A 15,789-nucleotide genomic window follows, 5' to 3' on the forward strand; every position below is an offset into this window, starting at 1 on the left:
GGGGCGAGGAGCGCTACTTGATGACCATCACCTTCGAGCGGTCGAGCGTCAGGGCGACGGCGGCGACGATGATCGCGCCGTAGAGGATCTGCTCGTACGCCGACGGGACGCCCACGATGGGCAGCCCGACCCGGAGCAGGGTGACCACGAGCGCCCCGGCCAGGCTGCGCCACAGGCTGCCGTGGCCGCCGGTGATCGCGGTGCCGCCGACGACGATCGCGGCGACCGCCGGGAGCAGCAGGTTGTCGGCCATGGACGGGTTCCCGCTGAAGTTGCGCGAGACGAGCATGACCGCGGCGAGCCCGGCACAGGCACCGGAGATGCAGAACGCGCCGACCTTGACCAGGTCGACCGGGACGCCGGCGAGGCGGGCTGCGGACTCGGAGTAGCCGGTGGCCGTCACCCAGCTGCCGAGCGGGGTGAACCGGACGACGCTGGCGATGGCGGCGACGACGAGCACCGCGACGGCCACCGACATCGGGACGTGCGTGGCGACGTACAGGTTCAGCCACGAGATCGACGAGTCGTCGAGGACCGGCACGGTGCCGGCGTCGGACACGACGAGGGCGACGGCGGAGAAGATGCTCATCCCGCCGAGGGTCACGATGAACGACGGGATCCGCAGCAGCACGTGGGCCAGTCCCTGCACGGCCCCGATCGCCCCGGCGACGAGGATGACCGCCGGGGTGGTGAGCCCGCCGAGGTCGGGCAGCCACAGCGCGAGCAGGACCGTCGACAGCGAGGCCATCGCGGCGATCGACAGGTCGATGCCGCCGCAGAGCACGACCAGCGTCGCACCGGCCGCGAGCACGATGAGCGGTGCCGCCGTCATCGCCGCCGCGGTGAGGCTGCGCTGGGTGAAGAAGCCCGGGTCGGCGATCGAGAGGGCGGTCAGCAGCGCGACCAGGGCGATCACCGGCATGAACGACGTCAGCCGCTCGCCGACGGTGGGGTGGTGCGCCGCGACCGCCGGCTCCGCAGCCGGCCGGGGGATGACGGGGGTGGTCATACCATCTCCTTGACGAGGTCCAGCGGCGTCGGCTTGGCACCCGAGGGGCAGGAGACCTCGGTCGCCACCCGGCCGTCGTTCATCACGAGGATCCGGTCGGCCATGCCGATCGCCTCCTCCAGGCTGTCGGCCAGCAGCACCGTCGCGACGCCGCTGTTCGACAGCTCGCGCATGAGGCGGTAGACCTCCGAGCGGGCGCCGATGTCGAGGCCGCGGGTGGGGTGGTCGAGCAGCAGCAGCCGGATGTCGCCGCCGACGAGCCAGCGGGCGAGCACGACCTTCTGCTGGTTGCCGCCGGACAGCCGCTGGATGGCGGTGCCGCGGTGGGGGGTGCGGATCGATAGCCGCTTGATCCACGAGTCGACGAGCGAGGCCTGCTTGCGCGGCGCGACCAGTGGACCGGAGCAGCGGCTCTTCTGCCGGGTCAGGGTCATGTTGTCGGCGACCGACATCGGCCCGACCATGCCCTCGGTCTTGCGCTCGGCCGGGACGTAGCCGATGCCGGCGGAGCAGGCGGCCCGGGTGCCGGAGAGGTGCAGCACCTCGCCGTCGAGGGTGACCTCGCCGGAGGTCGTCGGCTCGGCACCGAAGAGCGCCCGGCACACGTCCTCCCGGCCGGAGCCGTGGACGCCGACGATGGCGACGATCTCGCCGGCGGCGACGTCGAGGTCGACGTCGCGGAAGGTCTTGCCGGACAGGCCCCGCACGCTCAGCCGCGGGCGCGGCTCGTCGGGCCGCTCGGCCAGGTTGTCGTGGTAGTGGTCGTCCGACCCGGTCGAGCCGATCATCATCCGGTGCAGCTCGTCGGGGGCGGCGCCCTCGGTGCTCACCTCGCCGACGGACTGGCCGCTGCGCAGCACGGTGACCCGGTCGCAGACGTCGAGCACCTCGTCGAGCCGGTGGGACACGAAGACGACGGAGGCGAACTCGCGCAGGCGTCGTACCTGCGTGAAGAGGGTCTCGATCTCCTTCGACTCCAGCACCGAGGTCGGCTCGTCGAGGATGATCACCGGTGGGTGCTGGCTGCGCTGCTCGATGCGCAGCACCTTCGCGATCTCGACCATCTGCCGGTCGGCGAAGGAGAGCGTGTCCGTGCGGGCGAGCGGGTCGATGCTGGAGCCGATCTTGTCGAGCTGCTCCTGGGCGATCTGGCGCATCGTGTCCCAGCGGTAGACGCCGCCGCGCACGCCGCGACCCTCGGAGCCGAGCACGATGTTCTCCGCGGCAGTCAGGTTCGGCACCAGGGACTGCTCCTGGAAGACCATGCCGATGCCCTTGTCCGCCGCGTCGACGACGCTGCGCAGGCGCACCTTCTCGCCGCGGACCCAGATCTCGCCGGCGTCGGGCTTCACGAGCCCGACGAGGGCCTTGAGGAGCGTCGACTTCCCCGCGCCGTTCTCGCCGGCGAGGCCGAGCACCTCGTTCTGCCGGACGACGAGGTCGACGCCGTCGAGCGCCTTGACGCCCGGGTAGTGCTTCACCAGGCCGCGCACCTCGAGTGCCGGCACGGTCGCCGGGTTGGGCACGCGGGCCTCCTTGTCGAGATGGATGGTCACTTCACCACCTGGTTCCTGCGTCGCTGGGGGATCACTGCTGCGGCCACCGCGGCGACCACGATCAGGCCCTGCACACCGCCCTGCCAGTAGGGGCTGATCCCGATCTGGACCAGGCCGTTGGTCAGCACAACGATGAGCAGCACGCCGACCGCGGAGTGCAGGACGCCGCCCCGGCCGCCGGTGAGGAGGGTGCCGCCGACGACGGCCGCGGTGATCGCGGCGAAGTCGTAGCCCTTGCCGGCCTGGACGAGCCCCGCGCCGAGCTGGCTGGTGACCATGACGCCGCCGAGGCCGTAGAAGGCCCCGGCGAGGGTGAACACGGCGACCTTGTACGGCGCCACGCGCACCCCGGACAGGGCGAGCACCTCCTCGGCCCCGCCGATGGCGTAGGCGTAGCGCCCCAGTCGGGTGTAGCGCTGGACCAGCCAGCCGGCGAGGACGCAGCCGACGGCGATCCAGGTCAACCACGAGAAGCCGAGGAACCGGCCGGTCGCCCAGCCCTCGAGCATGGTGTCGGAGATGTTGGGCTGGACACCGTTGAACATGAGGGTGGCGACACCGAGGCCGACGGCCGAGACGCCGAGCGTGGCCATGAACGACGGCACCTTGAGCAGCACCAGCGCGAGCCCGCTCAGGGCGCCGAGGCCGGCGGCCAGCAGCACCGCGATCGCGATGCCCAGCAGCCCGAGGTCGTTGCCGTTGCGGTTGTTCTCGACCAGCAGAGCGACGGCGAGGGCGGAGGCCCCCATCACCCCGGCGGCCGAGAGGTCGATCGACCCCATCATCAGCACGAAGGTGATGCCGCAGGTGACGACCGCCAGGACGGCAGCCGCGTCGGCGATGTTCTGGAAGTTCGCGACGCTGCGGAACTGCGGGCTGAGCGCCGCGAAGACCGCGACGACGACCAGGAGGGCAGCCGGTGGGCCGGCGTCCCGGAGCGACACCCCCCGCCGAGGCTGGGGGCGCGCCGCGACGACCTCGGTGTCCCGGGCGTGCTCGGCGGGGGATGTCATGGTCACGACAGCGGACCTGCCACGCGGTCGAAGACGTTGTCGCACTCGAAGTCGGCCGCGTCGGTGGCCGGCGTCGCGAAGTCGGCGACGTTCTCGTCGGTGATCAGGAACTGCTCGGCGAAGAACGCCCGGTTGTCGGCCGGCAGGTCGGCGACGTCGATCTCACCGGTCGCGGCGCAGAATCCGATGGCGAGGCCGATGCCGCCCTGCCACGGACCGTCGCTGGAGACGGTCGCGGTCATCGTGCCGTCCTGGATCGCGGTGAGGGCGTCCGGAACGGCGTCGATGCCGACGACGGCGACGTCGTCGCGGCCGGCCTGCTTGAGCGCCTCGAGCGCCCCGAGGGCCATGTCGTCGTTCGCGGCCCAGATGCCCTTGACCGCGTCGCCGTGCTTGGTGAGCAGTGTCTTGGTGACCTCGAGGGCCTCGGCGCGCGAGAAGTTCGCCGTCTGCTGGTCGAGGAGCTTCACGTCGGGGTTCTTCTCCAGCGAGGCCTCGAGGCCGGCGAACCGGTCCTTGGCTGCGGCGGTGTCGAGGACACCCTGGAGGGCGATGATGCCACCCTTGCCGCCGATCGCCTCGGCAAGCGCGTCGCCGATCTGCTGGCCGGACTCGACGCCGTTGTAGGTGATGTGGCTGACCCAGCGGTCGTAGTCGGCCGGGTCGAGGTCGGCGGGCTTGTTCCACTGCGTCACGAGGTACGCGCCCGCCTGGTCGGCGCCCTTGACGATGGGGGTGGTGTCGGCGTCGCCGTTGGGGAGCACGTTCATCACGAGGCAGTCGGTGTCGCCGGCCAGGAGCTGGCGGACCTGCTCCTGCTGCTTGGTGGAGTCGCCGTCGTACGTCAGGCGCTCCTGCTCCAGCCCGACGGACTCGGCGAAGGCGTCGCCGCCGTCGAGCCAGGCGGCTTCGTAGGGGTTGGACTCGTTGCGGACCTGGCCGACCAGCTTGACGTCGGACGGCTCGCAGGAGCCGGCGTCCGCGCTGGCGGTGGATTCACCCTCGCTGCATCCGGCGAGCGCGACGGCCGCGAGGCCGAGGCTGAAGAGTGCAGCGACGGGGCGGGAGGTGCGGGTCATCGTTGATCCTCGTTTCTTGGTGCCGTGTGGTTCCGGCGGGTGGGGTGGGAGGAAGCGGTTGGGCGCCCCGAGCGGCGTCGACGAAGGGTGGACGGGAGTGGACGTGGTGGACGCGGTGGATCGGGTCAGCGGGCCATCCAGCCTCCGTCGACGACGAGGACGTGCCCGTTGACGTAGTCGGAGGCGGGGGAGCTGAGGAACACCGCGGCCCCGGCGACGTCGGCCGGGGAGCCCCAGCGCCCGGCCGGGATCCGCTCCAGGATCTGCCGCGAGCGGTCCGGGTCGGCGCGCAGCGCGGCCGTGTTGTCGGTGGCCATGTAGCCCGGGGCGATCGCGTTGACCTGGACGCCGGCCGGCGCCCACTCGTTCGCGAGCGCCTTGGTGATCCCGGCGACGGCGTGCTTGCTGGCGGCGTACGCCGGGACGCGGATGCCGCCCTGGAAGGACAGCAGGCTGGCGATGCTGACGACCTTGCCGCTGCCGCGCTCGACCATCGGGCGGCCGAGCTGCTGGCAGAGGAAGAACAGTCCGGTGAGGTTGACGTCGAGGACCCGCTGCCAGGCGGCCGGCTCGACGTCCACGGCGTCGGCGCGCTCGATGGTCCCCGCGTTGTTGACCAGAACGTCGACGCGGTGGCGCTGGTTGACCTCCGCGCAGACCTGCTGCACGGCGTCGAGGTCGGCGACGTCGAGGTCGAGCACCTCCACGTCACGGCCGAGCTCGCGCACCGCCTTCTCGGTGTCGACCTGGCTGCCCGGCCGCCCGAGGAGGACGAGGTCCGCCCCGGCGCGGGCGAGGCCGAGGGCGACGCCCTGGCCGAGTCCGCGGCCGGCGCCGGTGACGACCGCCCGGCGACCGGTGAGGTCGAAGGGCGAGCGCGTGGCGGCAGTGGTCACAGCTCCTCCAGGGGGACCCCGGACAGGTCGGTGTAGACGTTGTTCTCGCCGGTCATCGCCCAGATGAAGGCGTAGGACCCGGTGCCGGCCCCGGAGTGGATGGACCACGGCGGCGAGATGACGGCCTGCCGGTCGGAGACGACCAGGTGGCGGGTGGCGCCCGGCTGGCCGAGGAAGTGGAAGACCCGGTCCTCCTCGTCGAGGTCGACGTAGAGGTAGACCTCGGTGCGCCGGTCGTGCAGGTGCGGCGGCATGGTGTTCCACACCGAGCCGTCGGCGATGACCGTGACGCCGAACTGGAGGCCGTAGGTCTGCAGCTGCTCGCCCCACGCGTAGCGGTACAGGTGGCGGGCGCTGGCACCGGCGTCGGTGCCGATGGCGACCGGCTCGACCTCGGCGTGCTTGACGACGGTGGTCGGGTGCTTCGTGCCCGCCGGTGCGGAGACGAAGTAGAAGGCGGCGTCCTCCCCGGCGAAGGAGACCTCGCTGCCGCACCCGACGTAGAGGCCGTCGAGGTGGGCGAGCTCGAACTTCTCGCCGTCGACCAGGACGTGGCCGGTCTCGGCGACGTTGACGATGCCGAGCTCGCGCCGGGCCAGGTGGGAGTCGGTGCCGAGCACGTCCCAGGCGGGGAGCTCGAGCGGGCCGTCGGCCGGCACCGCGCCGCCGATGACCAGCCGGTCGTCGTGGGTGTAGGTGCCGCGGACCTCGCCGGCCCGGAACAGGTCGTCGACGAGGAAGTTCTCGCGAAGGTCCGCGGCGCGTGCGGTCTCCACGCTCGACGGTGAGGTGGAATAGCGGACCTGGATCACGGGGGCTCCTCGATTTCGTGAACTGTGTTCGTATCTGTGAACCGGGACGCTACAACGTGACGCGGGTCACGGTCAAGGGCCTGAAGCTCGTCCATGTATGCGAACAGCCGCTAGAGTCGGGGCGAGGACGCGTTGTGGGACGCGTCGACCGCACACCCTTGGGGGACCCATGGCCCAGCAGGCGACCAGCACGTCGAACGGCCGCGCCGGTGGCGCCGGCACGACGAGCACCACGAGCACCGGCACCGGTGGCGCCGCCGCCGGACCGGTGAAGTCCGCGGCCCGCGCGCTGGACCTGCTCGACGAGATCGCCGCGAACGGCCCCGGTACCCAGCTCCAGCTCTCGACCCGGCTGAGCATCCCCAAGTCCAGCCTGCACGCGCTGCTGCGCACGATGACCGACCGCGGCTGGCTACAGACCGACCCGACCGGCAGCATCTACCAGCTGGGCATCCGCTCGCTGGTGGTCAGCTCGGCCTACCTCTCCGGCGACCCGGTGCTGGCCCGGGCGCAGGGGATCATGGACGAGATCGCGTCCGCGACCGAGGAGACCGTCAACCTGGGCCGCCTCGCCGGCGCCGACGTCATCTACACCGCGAAGCGCGAGTCGCTGCACCCGCTGCGGATGCACACCCCCGTGGGACGCCGCCTCCCGGCGTACTCCACCGCACTGGGCCGTGCGATCCTCGCCGAGCACAGCCGCGAGGCGCGCGAGGCGCTCGTCCCCGACGAGATCGCCGCGTTCACCGCGAAGACGGTGACCGACCGCGACGCGGTGCTCACGATCATCGACGACGCCGAGCGGCTCGGCTACGCCTCCGAGAGCGACGAGTCGTGCATCGGCGTGCGCTGCTTCGGCGTGGCGCTGCCCTTCGCCCGGCCGGTCCAGGACGGGATCAGCGTCGCGGTCCCGATCAGCCGGCTCACCCCCGAGCGCGAGGACCACATCGTCGAGACCCTGCTGAGCATCCGCGCCCGGCTCTCGGCGGAGCACGACAACAGCTTCGTGCGCTGACCTCGAGCGCGACCGGGTGACGAACCCGGTTCCAGTATGCGAACATCGTTCGGCCCACTGCCTCTGCGAAAGGGCCAACGATGTCCCCCACCCGTTCCGCGCTCCGCGCCGCCCGGCGTGCCCGCCACCTCCTGCGCGACCGGCGAGGGCCGCTCGCACCGGTCGCCACCGCGCTGCTCGTCGTCCTCGGACTGCTCGCCGTCGCGCCGGCGCGGGTGGCCGCTGACGAGCCCGCGCCCCGCACCTGGGTGGTCGACGCCGTCGACGACGCCGACGGCAGCCGGTGGGAGTCGGTCGACACCGGGGGCAGCACGATCACGATCCGCCCCGGCGACACCGTGGAGTGGCGCTTCGACGCGGCCGCGATGGAGCACGACCTGACCTCCGAGGACGTCCGCAGCCCTTGGTCCGAGCCGGTGCGTGAGTACCGGGTCCCAGGCGACCCGCCGGTGCGTCGTACCTTCACCGAACCGGGGACCTACCACTACGTCTGCTCGCTGCACGGCACGGTGATGTGGGGCGTCGTCATGGTCGAGGAGGCCGCGAACGCACTGCCGGCCGGGACGGCAACGGCCTCACCCGACCACGGCCCGGCCCCCCTGGAGGTCGAGCTCACCGCCGACGTGACGGACCCCGACGGCGACCCGCTCACGCACCACTGGGACTTCGGCGACGGTGACCCCGAGGCTCCCGGCGGCAGTGCGTGGACGCCGCATGCCGTTCACACCTACACCGCTCCCGGCACCTACACGGCGGTGCTGACCGTCGACGACGGCAACGGCGGCGTGTTCCGCCAGGAGCTGGTCGTCACGGTCGGCGCCGACCCGGGCGGCCTGCCCGACGTGCACGCCCACGCCGACCACGCACCCGGCGCTACGGCGCCCCTGCCGGTCGCCTTCACGACCGAGGTCGGCACGGCTGGTTCCTTCACCGCGTACGCCGACGGGGTCGACACCTTCCCCGACCTGTCGGGCACCGCACGACTGGTCCGCTCGCGCGGCCGGACCCTGGCCGCGCTCGACGTCACCGGCCTGGCGCCGGAGGCGGCGCACCAGGTGCACGTGCACGAGCAGCCGTGCACCTCGGCGACCCGCGGCGGGGCGCACTTCCGGTTCGACGAGGGCCGACCCTTCGCCGAGGAGAACGAGGTCTGGCTGCCGTTCACCTCCGACGCGAGCGGCGCCAGCGGCGAGGTCGTGGTGGCGCAGCCGGTCCGGGCGGGGGCGAAGGCGGTCTCGATCGTCATCCACGACCCGGTGAACCCGGCGCTGCGGATCGGCTGCGCCGACCTGGTGCCCGGCACGGCCGACCTCGACTACGCGTGGGACTTCGGCGACGGGCACACCGGGACCGGCCCGGACCCCAACCACACCTACACCTCGCCGGGAACGCGCACGGCCACGGTGACGGTGACCGCACCCGGCGGCGAGAGCACCGCGGCGAGCGTCGACGTGGTCGTGCTGCCCGACACGGTGGCGCCGCGCACCACGCTCAGGGGCGGGCCGACGGGGACGGTGCGCGCCCGCAACGCGCGCTTCCGGCTCTCCAGCAACGAGCCGGGGCGGTTCCGCTGCCGGCTCGACGCGGGTCGGTGGCGCGACTGCGCCGCCACCCCCACCTTCGGCGGCCTGCGCGACGGGCCACACGTGCTGCGCGTGCGCGCCGTCGACCGGGCGGGGAACGTCGACCCGTCCCCGGCGGTGCGGCGCTGGCGGGTCGACACCCGGGGGCCGGCGGTGGCGCGGTTGCGGCCGGTCGGCGGCACCCGCGACCGCACCCCCCTCGTGCGCGCCCGGGTGGTCGACCGCTGGTCGGCCGTGCGGGCCCGCAGCGTGGTGCTGCGCGTCGACGGGCGCCGGGTCGCCGGGAGGTACGACGCCCGCCGGGACGTCGTGCGCTGGCAGGCCCGCAGGGCGCTGGCTCCCGGTCGGCACCGGGTCCGCCTGGTCGTGCGCGACGCGCTCGGCAACGCGACGGTGCGCACGTGGACCTTCCGGGTCCGGCGCTGACCGGCGGCGGCAGCGACCGCCCGGCGGCGTCCTAGGCTGGGCGGCATGATCCCCAGCGTCGAGATCGAGAACGTGCCGGACCCGCTGCCCGAGGAGCTGGTGGTGCTCGACGTGCGCGAGGACGACGAGTGGGCGGCGGGGCACATCGACGGGGCCGTGCACATCCCGCTGATGGAGCTGCCGGCGCGGCTCGGCGAGTTCGTCGAGCTCGAGGCGCCGCAGACGCTCGTCGTGTGCAAGGCGGGCGGCCGGTCCGCGCGGGCGGTGGCCTACCTGGCGCAGCAGGGCTACGACGTGGTCAACCTCGTCGACGGGATGATCGGCTGGGAGCGGGCCGGTCGGGCGATGGTGTCCGACACCGGCCAGCCGGCCACGGTCATCTGACCGCCCCCCGAACGACGTCCGGCCGACCCCCGTCGGGGGCCGGCCGGACGATGGCGCTCGGTGCGCCGAGGTCGTGCCGAGGACCAGCGACTCAGTCGCAGGTCTCGTTCTCGTACTCCTCGTAGGCCTCGATCTTCTTCTTGTCGGCGTCGGACAGGCCGGCCTCGAACGGGTCCTCCTGGCTCTCGACGGCCTTCTCGAGGTCCTTGGCGTCGATGTCCTTGACGGCGTCGAGCTGGATCTCGAAGCCCTCGCGCGCGTCGTCCGGGATGCCCTTGGGCGTGCCGACCTCCTCGACCTCGTCGGCCTGCTCCTTGAGCAGGTCGAGGAGCTTGTCCCAGTCGCCCTTCGAGGCGGCCTCGAAGGCCTCCTCGCCACCGCCCTCGTCGTTGACGACCTTGCAGAAGTCGGCCTTCGAGGCGTCGGTGGGCGCGCCGTCGCTGCCGCAGGCGGACAGCGAGAGGGCGAGCAGGACGGCGGCGCCGGCGGCAGCCAGCGGTCGCTTGATCGGAGTCATTCCGAGGGGTTCCTTTCTGGGGGGCACGGGCAGGAGCGCCCGCACATGGAAGAGGGGCACGGACCGGCGCCGTTCCCGGCCCGACCCTGCCCCGTCGGGCCACCCTACGCACCGGACGGCTCCGCCTGCCCGCGATTTCGCGGACAACCCGCCCCGGAGCGGGCGACCGGACGGTGGTGCGCAGGACGGGCCCCGCGGTCAGCCCCGGTCGCCCCGGTCACTCGGCGGGCGACTCCGTGAGCTTCTCCAGCTCCGACTGCAGGCTCTCCAGCTCCTCCGGCGAGAGGTCGGTCGGGAAGTCGGACGGCACCTCGGTCGGGACCTCGCTCGGGTCGGGGGTGCCGAGGTCGCTCGGCGGCGGCTCGACCGGGTCGGACGTCGCCCCGCCCGGCTCCAGCGCGTCGGCGCACTTCTCCTCGACGTACTCGAAGAACGCGTCGGCGTCCTTGTCCTCCTCCTCCGACACCCCGGGGATGCTGTCGTCCTCGCTGGCGAAGACCTTCTTGGCCTCGTCGTAGTCGAGGCCGGTGATCGTGTCGACCACGACCTCGAAGCCGTTGCGCTCCGAGTCGCCGATGTCGTCGGGCGTGCCGACCTCGCCGAGGTCGTCGTAGGCGTCCTGGATCTCCTCCCACTCGTCCTCGGTGGGCTCGTCGCCCTGGACCTCGCTCGTGGTCTCGAAGATGTCCTGCACCGCGTCACAGAAGTCACGGGTCGACGCGTCGGTCGGCGCGTCTCCGCCGCAGGCGGTGAGCGCGAGGGCGAGCAGTGCGCCGGCGCCGGCAGCCGCGAGCGGTCGCTTGATGGGAGTCATCCGAGAGTTCCTTTCCCTGGGGGGCGCGGGACGGGACGTGCCCGCGCGGGGACGCCGGCAGGCGCGGCCGGGTCCCCCCGTCCCTTGCCCGGTCCGGCTCAGTCCATGCACGGAGCGCGGAACTCGGCGTGCGGGACGGCGAGCAGCGCCTCCAGCCCGCTGACGTACGACGAGCGCGGGACCTGCTCCACCCCCAGGCTCGCCAGGTGCGGGGTCGCCCACTGCACGTCGACGAGCCGCCGCCCCGCCGCTCCGTCGTCGTCCGCGGACAGCAGGCGGACCAGCCCGAGCAGCGCCACCTTCGAGGCGTCGGTCTCCCGGTGGAACATCGACTCACCGGCGAACAGGCCACCGATCGCCACGCCGTACAGGCCACCGACCAGGCGCCCGTCGCGCCAGGTCTCGACCGAGTGCGCCCAGCCGAGGCGGTGGAGCTCGGTGTAGGCGCGCTTGATGCGGCGATCGATCCACCCGTGCGGGCGGCGCGGGTCCGCGCAGCCGGCGAGCACCTCCTCGAAGGCGGTGTCGACACGGACCTCGAAGGTGCGCGCGGAGCGGCGCAGCGACCGCGACACCTTGAACCGGTCCAGCCGCAGCACGCCGCGCCGGGCCGGGCACCACCAGCCGACCGAGCGACCCTCGGGCATCGGGAACAGGCCGCGCCGGTAGGCAGCGAGCAGCGTGCCGGGCTCGAGGTCGGCCCCGACCGCGACCAGGTCGCTCGAGTCGTGCGCGGCGAGGTCGGGGTCGGCGAGCTCCGGGTCGTCGAGGTCGAGCGGCGCATCGAGGACGGGCAGCGCGGCCAGGTCCTCCCGGCTCGGGAGGACCCACGACGTCGGCGGGGGTTCGACGGGGCTGGTCACGGCTGCCTGTCAGGTGGTCACTGGGTGGTGACGGAGCCCTCGGGGTCGCCGGTGCCGAGCACGGAGGGGCACTGCTGGCCGGACCAGGCGAAGAACTCGCTGGCCTTCGCCTGGTCGTCGTCGGAGAGCCCGGGGACGCGACCGCTCGGGTCGTCGAAGGCCTCCTGCGCCTCGCGCCAGCTGAGCGAGGTGATGGCGCCGACCGCGGCGTCGCGGCCCTGCCGGTGGCGGGCGGTCGCGCCCTTCGGCAGGTCGGCGTCGCCGAGGGCGGCGTACGCCTCCTGGATCCGGCCCCAGTCCGCCTCGTCCGGCTCGCCCTGGATCGGCGCGACGACCTCGAGCACGCCCGACAGGGCGGTGCACAGGTCGCTGTCGGCGGGCTGCGGGGCGCTGGTGCTGCCGGGCTCGCCCGGCTCACCGTCGGTGGACGCGGCGCCGGGGCCGTCGGAACCCTCGCTGCCGTCCGACCCGTCGGCCGACCCGTCGGTCGAGCCGCCGTCCGACCCGCCGTCCGACTCCGTGGCACTCGCCGACGCTCCCGGCTCCCCGGGATCGTCGCCTCCCCCGCCGCAGGCCGTGAGGGAGAGCGCCAGCGCCGCGGCCGAGGCGGCAGCGGCGAGGGAGCGGACGGTCAGGCGCATGGCAGGAACCTCGGCGTCGGGGAGCGGGACGCCCCCCAGCGTAGGGCCCGGGTGCCCGCCCGCTCTCTAGGATCGACGCATGGCTTCCCGTCTGAAGAAGGGCCTCGCCGTCGAGGCCGCCCGCCAGCTCGCGCCGCGGGTCACGCAGATGGCGCCCGGACTGACCCAGTCGTTCGTGCGCGAGGCGCTGCACCGGGCGATCAACGGCGTCGGCCCCCTGCCGCCGGCGGCACAGGCTGCGGAGGAGCAGCTGCGCGAGCAGCACGGCAACGTCGACAAGGCCGTGCGCGAGGTCATCGAGAACCACGTGCTGTACGCCGGCGTGGGGGGCTTCGCGACGAACCTCGGCGGCCTGCTCACCGCTGCCGTGGTCGCGCCTGCGAACATCGCCGGCCTGGCCCTCATCCAGAGCCGGATGGTCGCCGGCATCGCCCACCTGCGCGGCTACGACCTCGACGACCCCCGCGTGCGCAACGCGATCCTCGAGACCATCCTCGGCGAGGACACGGTGCAGCGGATGGTGAAGAAGCGCCAGCTGCCGGCGCCGCCGATGGCCGTCGCGACCGCGCCGCAGCACGACCCCACGCTGGACCAGACGATGACGACGGTGCTGGCCAACGAGCTGATCGGCCGGGTGATCGGCAAGCGGATCGCCACCACCGTCGGCAAGCGGGTGCCCGTGGTCGGCGGCGCGGTCGGGCTGGGCGCCGACGCGTGGAGCACCTGGCGGGTCGGCCGCTACGCCGACAGGGAGCTGCGCCCGCGGGCCCGGCGGTAGACGCCGAGCGCCTGCCGTCCGCGCGGGCTGTCCTCGAGCCGGCGCACCGTCCACTCCATCGTGCGCATCAGCCGGGGCGAGCGTGAGCGGATCAGGTCGCGCCGGGCGTCCTCGAGCTTCGCCCGCAGCCGCTCCGCCTCGGCCTGCCGCTCGGCAGCCTCGACCAGGAGCGCCCGGATCGCGTCGAGCGCGGCCTTGTTGACCTCCCGCTCGCGCGGGCGGTCGGGGTCGGCCCAGGTCTCCGCGTCCGGCTCGTCCCCGCGCAGCTCGGCGAGGTCGCCGACGACGTCGTACCCCCGCTCGGCGAGCTCGGCGATCCACTGCTCGGTCAGCTCGGCGACCCAGGGGTACTCGCTCGGTGGCAGCCGCAGGCGCGGCGAGTCGGTGCGACGCGACAGGGTCTGGTGGGCGAGCAGCTCGCGCACCAGTGGCCGGTAGTGCACCGGCGGCAGGTCGCGGGTGCAGGCCTGGTTGATCCGGCGCAGCAGCGCGGACTCGGGCACGCCGAGGCTGGGGTTCGATCGCTCGGTGCCGAGGTCGAGGTCGAGGTCGTCGAGGCCGAAGACGCTGCTGAACCGCTGCCAGAGCACCTCCCTGGGCCCGCCGGGCCGCGGGACCGTGACGACGTGGACCCGCTCGGGCGGGATCGTCGCGCCCCAGCGGTCGAGGATGTCCGGGATCTCCTGCACGCCCCAGAACCACGCACCCACGCGGTGGTTGCGCTCGGGGTCGCGGATCAGCTCCAGGAAGCGGGAGAATTTGAAGCGCGCCCGGTGCTTGACGTTCTCCTGCCACTCGGCGGGGATCTGGCGCACGAGGTCGCGCACGGAGATGACCAGGTGCACCTCGGTGCCGCCACCGCCGGGCTCGTGGCCGAGCGAGGACAGCGCGCGCTGGACCTGGCTGCGCGACGCGGTCGCGAGGATCTCGTGGCTGATGATGGCGGTGCCGTCGTGCTCGCGGACCTGCTGCGCGAGCCGGTCCCAGGCGCCGACGGCCTCGCGCTCCAGCCCGCCCCAGCGCAGGCGCATGAGGTCGAGCGCGGCGAGGAAGTGCTCGTCGAAGCGGTCGGCGGGGTAGAGCACGCCGTTGCGCAGCAGGGTCGGCCGGTTCTGGAAGAGCACGTCCTGGAGGTACGACGTGCCGGTCTTCGGCGTCCCCACGTGGAGCAGGATGCGGTCCGCCATCCCTACGCGCCCTCCTTCTGGCTCGCGCTCACCGGGTCGAGGAGCAGCCCGAGCGCGAGCGCCAGCACCTCGGCGTCGACCGGCACGACGGGCTCCTCGGGGAGGTCGCCCGGCAGCAGCCGGTCGAGATCGCCGAGCACAGGGTAGCCAGCAGCGGCGAGGTCGTGGCGGGTGCGCTCGGCCATCGTGCTCAGCCAGACGGCGTGGCGGGGCGGCACGGTGAGCCGCGCCCCGCCCTTCCCGTCGAGGCGGCGGCCGAGGGTGGCGCGCAGCAGGCCGGGACGGCGGGCGTGGTCGACGAGCAGGCCGAGCGGCTCGCCGACGCGGCGGACCAGGTCGACCGCGTGCGCCCCGAGCCGCGGCGGCTCCTGCAGCCGCGGGACGCCGAGCTCGCTCGCGAGCTGCGTCGGGTCGAGGACGACGGTGACCCGGTCGGCGCCGTACTTGTGGGCGGCGGAGCGGGCCATCCGCGCGAGGTCGGCGCGCGGCGGCAGGTGGCCGAAGCTGGCGGAGTTGCGCAGGAACTCCGGCCACGTCGGGCCGCCCTGGTCGAAGGCGCGGGCGGTCCAGGCGTCGGCGAGGACGGCGCCGAGGTCGTCGGCGAGCAGGTAAGCCGTGGGCCGGCGGCCACCCTGCGGTCGCCCCTCGGCGGCGAGGCCCGCGCGCACCGAGTCCGCGCGCCACTGCACGCCCACGACCACGAACGAGCGCACCCACGGGCGGTGCACGGTGCGGACGCGCTCGCCGAGGCTGCGCTCGTCGACTGCCTCGTCCGCGGCCGCGGCGACGTCATCGGCGATGAGGGCAGCGGCGACGCGGAGCAGCTCGCCGTCGGGCAGCGCGTCGGGGTCGACGGGTCGGGGGCCGAAGGGGCCGGGCCGGTCGTCGCCGAGGACCGGCAGGTCGCGACGGCCGCGGCCGGTCAGGCCGGCGGTCAGCACGCGGTCAGAGGTGCCGGGCGGCAGCCGCCGGCCGGCGGCGTCGGCGGCGAGGTTCAGACGCCGGAGCAGGCCCAGCTGCTGCGCGCCCGGGAGCTCGTCGGCGAAGGCGGGGCCCTCACCGGACGCGTCGTCCGGCCACTCCTCCCACGGAGTGGTCGATCCCTCCCGCAGCGCGGCTGCCCATCCCCAGACGCGAGCTCGACCCATGGCCCAACGGTACGGGTGTCCGACTGCCGTGCTGCCGACAGGTCGGCCCGTCCGGCCCCGGGTGGGGG

At 73.6% G+C, this 15,789-nt stretch carries 16 protein-coding genes; 4 read left to right on the forward strand and 12 right to left on the reverse strand.

From position 1 onward, the window contains the following. Positions 1 to 13: 13 nt before the first annotated feature. From NOCJ54_RS0113925 to kduI, 6 genes are all read right to left on the reverse strand, one after another. The gene (locus NOCJ54_RS0113925) at positions 14 to 1,009 is read right to left on the reverse strand and encodes an ABC transporter permease (RefSeq protein WP_028655979.1); all 996 of its coding nucleotides are present in this window, start codon (positions 1,007 to 1,009) and stop codon (positions 14 to 16) included. After that, on the reverse strand, positions 1,006 to 2,565 hold the full coding sequence (locus NOCJ54_RS0113930; protein WP_036518010.1) for a sugar ABC transporter ATP-binding protein: 1,560 nt from the start codon (positions 2,563 to 2,565) through the stop codon (positions 1,006 to 1,008). The genes NOCJ54_RS0113925 and NOCJ54_RS0113930 overlap by 4 nt, the downstream gene beginning before the upstream one ends. Next, a complete protein-coding gene (locus NOCJ54_RS0113935; protein WP_232221792.1) occupies positions 2,562 to 3,578 on the reverse strand; it encodes an ABC transporter permease in 1,017 nt (338 codons plus the stop codon). Before NOCJ54_RS0113935 ends, NOCJ54_RS0113930 begins: the two co-directional genes overlap by 4 nt. A gap of 2 nt (positions 3,579 to 3,580) precedes the next feature. Further along, on the reverse strand, positions 3,581 to 4,657 hold the full coding sequence (locus NOCJ54_RS0113940) for a sugar ABC transporter substrate-binding protein (protein ID WP_028655982.1): 1,077 nt from the start codon (positions 4,655 to 4,657) through the stop codon (positions 3,581 to 3,583). 125 nt (positions 4,658 to 4,782) lie between these two features. Continuing rightward, positions 4,783 to 5,553, reverse strand: a complete 771-nt coding sequence (gene kduD / locus NOCJ54_RS0113945; RefSeq protein ID WP_028655983.1) for a 2-dehydro-3-deoxy-D-gluconate 5-dehydrogenase KduD — start codon at positions 5,551 to 5,553, stop codon at positions 4,783 to 4,785. Then, positions 5,550 to 6,329: a 5-dehydro-4-deoxy-D-glucuronate isomerase gene (kduI, locus tag NOCJ54_RS0113950; protein ID WP_232221788.1), complete on the reverse strand. Its 780-nt coding sequence runs from the start codon at positions 6,327 to 6,329 to the stop codon at positions 5,550 to 5,552. The genes kduD and kduI overlap by 4 nt, the downstream gene beginning before the upstream one ends. A 205-nt stretch (positions 6,330 to 6,534) precedes the next feature. Here kduI and NOCJ54_RS0113955 point away from each other — a divergent pair, with 205 nt between their 5' ends. The 3 genes from NOCJ54_RS0113955 (at position 6,535) to NOCJ54_RS0113965 (ending at position 9,773) form a co-directional block, all read left to right on the forward strand. Then, positions 6,535 to 7,380, forward strand: a complete 846-nt coding sequence (locus NOCJ54_RS0113955; RefSeq protein ID WP_028655985.1) for an IclR family transcriptional regulator — start codon at positions 6,535 to 6,537, stop codon at positions 7,378 to 7,380. Between the two features lie 80 nt (positions 7,381 to 7,460). Next, a complete protein-coding gene (locus NOCJ54_RS28355) occupies positions 7,461 to 9,389 on the forward strand; it encodes a PKD domain-containing protein (RefSeq protein ID WP_051485850.1) in 1,929 nt (642 codons plus the stop codon). A gap of 45 nt (positions 9,390 to 9,434) precedes the next feature. Then, positions 9,435 to 9,773 (forward strand): rhodanese-like domain-containing protein, encoded by a 339-nt coding sequence (locus NOCJ54_RS0113965; RefSeq protein WP_036518013.1) that lies wholly within the window; start codon positions 9,435 to 9,437, stop codon positions 9,771 to 9,773. Between the two features lie 91 nt (positions 9,774 to 9,864). Here the strand turns inward: NOCJ54_RS0113965 and NOCJ54_RS0113970 are convergent, their stop codons facing one another. The 4 genes from NOCJ54_RS0113970 to NOCJ54_RS28360 form a co-directional block, all read right to left on the reverse strand. Then, a complete protein-coding gene (locus NOCJ54_RS0113970; RefSeq protein ID WP_028655987.1) occupies positions 9,865 to 10,290 on the reverse strand; it encodes a hypothetical protein in 426 nt (141 codons plus the stop codon). A 217-nt stretch (positions 10,291 to 10,507) separates the two neighbouring features. After that, a complete protein-coding gene (locus tag NOCJ54_RS0113975; RefSeq protein WP_028655988.1) occupies positions 10,508 to 11,104 on the reverse strand; it encodes a hypothetical protein in 597 nt (198 codons plus the stop codon). Positions 11,105 to 11,202: 98 nt separating this feature from the next. After that, positions 11,203 to 11,967, reverse strand: coding sequence for a leucyl/phenylalanyl-tRNA--protein transferase (gene aat / locus NOCJ54_RS25870; protein WP_232221789.1), 765 nt, complete (start codon positions 11,965 to 11,967; stop codon positions 11,203 to 11,205). A 17-nt stretch (positions 11,968 to 11,984) separates the two neighbouring features. Beyond that, positions 11,985 to 12,608 (reverse strand): hypothetical protein, encoded by a 624-nt coding sequence (locus tag NOCJ54_RS28360; protein WP_051485851.1) that lies wholly within the window; start codon positions 12,606 to 12,608, stop codon positions 11,985 to 11,987. A gap of 79 nt (positions 12,609 to 12,687) precedes the next feature. On the opposite strand from NOCJ54_RS28360, the gene NOCJ54_RS0113990 reads away from it, so the two are divergent. Next, complete coding sequence (locus NOCJ54_RS0113990) at positions 12,688 to 13,386, forward strand: EcsC family protein (protein ID WP_051485852.1); 699 nt, start codon at positions 12,688 to 12,690, stop codon at positions 13,384 to 13,386. On the opposite strand, the gene NOCJ54_RS0113995 is transcribed toward NOCJ54_RS0113990, so the two are convergent. Both NOCJ54_RS0113995 and NOCJ54_RS0114000 read right to left on the reverse strand, forming a co-directional pair. Next, positions 13,347 to 14,573 carry a hypothetical protein gene (locus NOCJ54_RS0113995; RefSeq protein ID WP_028655990.1) on the reverse strand — a complete coding sequence of 409 codons (1,227 nt, stop codon included), beginning with the start codon at positions 14,571 to 14,573 and terminating at the stop codon, positions 13,347 to 13,349. The genes NOCJ54_RS0113990 and NOCJ54_RS0113995 overlap by 40 nt on opposite strands. Before the next feature lie 2 nt (positions 14,574 to 14,575). Then, positions 14,576 to 15,721: a hypothetical protein gene (locus NOCJ54_RS0114000; protein WP_028655991.1), complete on the reverse strand. Its 1,146-nt coding sequence runs from the start codon at positions 15,719 to 15,721 to the stop codon at positions 14,576 to 14,578. Between the last annotated feature and the right edge of the window lie 68 nt (positions 15,722 to 15,789).

The organism is Nocardioides sp. J54 (assembly GCF_000519005.1).
Classification (GTDB): domain Bacteria; phylum Actinomycetota; class Actinomycetes; order Propionibacteriales; family Nocardioidaceae; genus Nocardioides.

Bases quoted from the DNA above. Each gene is read 5' to 3' on its own strand.
- NOCJ54_RS0113925 (WP_028655979.1), bottom strand. From the start codon at position 1,009: ATGACCACCCCCGTCATCCCCCGGCCGGCTGCGGAGCCGGCGGTCGCG.
- NOCJ54_RS0113935 (WP_232221792.1), bottom strand. From the start codon at position 3,578: ATGACATCCCCCGCCGAGCACGCCCGGGACACCGAGGTCGTCGCGGCG.
- NOCJ54_RS0113940 (WP_028655982.1), bottom strand. From the start codon at position 4,657: ATGACCCGCACCTCCCGCCCCGTCGCTGCACTCTTCAGCCTCGGCCTC.
- NOCJ54_RS0113955 (WP_028655985.1), top strand. From the start codon at position 6,535: ATGGCCCAGCAGGCGACCAGCACGTCGAACGGCCGCGCCGGTGGCGCC.
- NOCJ54_RS28355 (WP_051485850.1), top strand. From the start codon at position 7,461: ATGTCCCCCACCCGTTCCGCGCTCCGCGCCGCCCGGCGTGCCCGCCAC.
- NOCJ54_RS0113965 (WP_036518013.1), top strand. From the start codon at position 9,435: ATGATCCCCAGCGTCGAGATCGAGAACGTGCCGGACCCGCTGCCCGAG.
- NOCJ54_RS0113970 (WP_028655987.1), bottom strand. From the start codon at position 10,290: ATGACTCCGATCAAGCGACCGCTGGCTGCCGCCGGCGCCGCCGTCCTG.
- NOCJ54_RS0113975 (WP_028655988.1), bottom strand. From the start codon at position 11,104: ATGACTCCCATCAAGCGACCGCTCGCGGCTGCCGGCGCCGGCGCACTG.
- NOCJ54_RS28360 (WP_051485851.1), bottom strand. From the start codon at position 12,608: ATGCGCCTGACCGTCCGCTCCCTCGCCGCTGCCGCCTCGGCCGCGGCG.
- NOCJ54_RS0113990 (WP_051485852.1), top strand. From the start codon at position 12,688: ATGGCTTCCCGTCTGAAGAAGGGCCTCGCCGTCGAGGCCGCCCGCCAG.
- NOCJ54_RS0113995 (WP_028655990.1), bottom strand. From the start codon at position 14,573: ATGGCGGACCGCATCCTGCTCCACGTGGGGACGCCGAAGACCGGCACG.
- NOCJ54_RS0114000 (WP_028655991.1), bottom strand. From the start codon at position 15,721: ATGGGTCGAGCTCGCGTCTGGGGATGGGCAGCCGCGCTGCGGGAGGGA.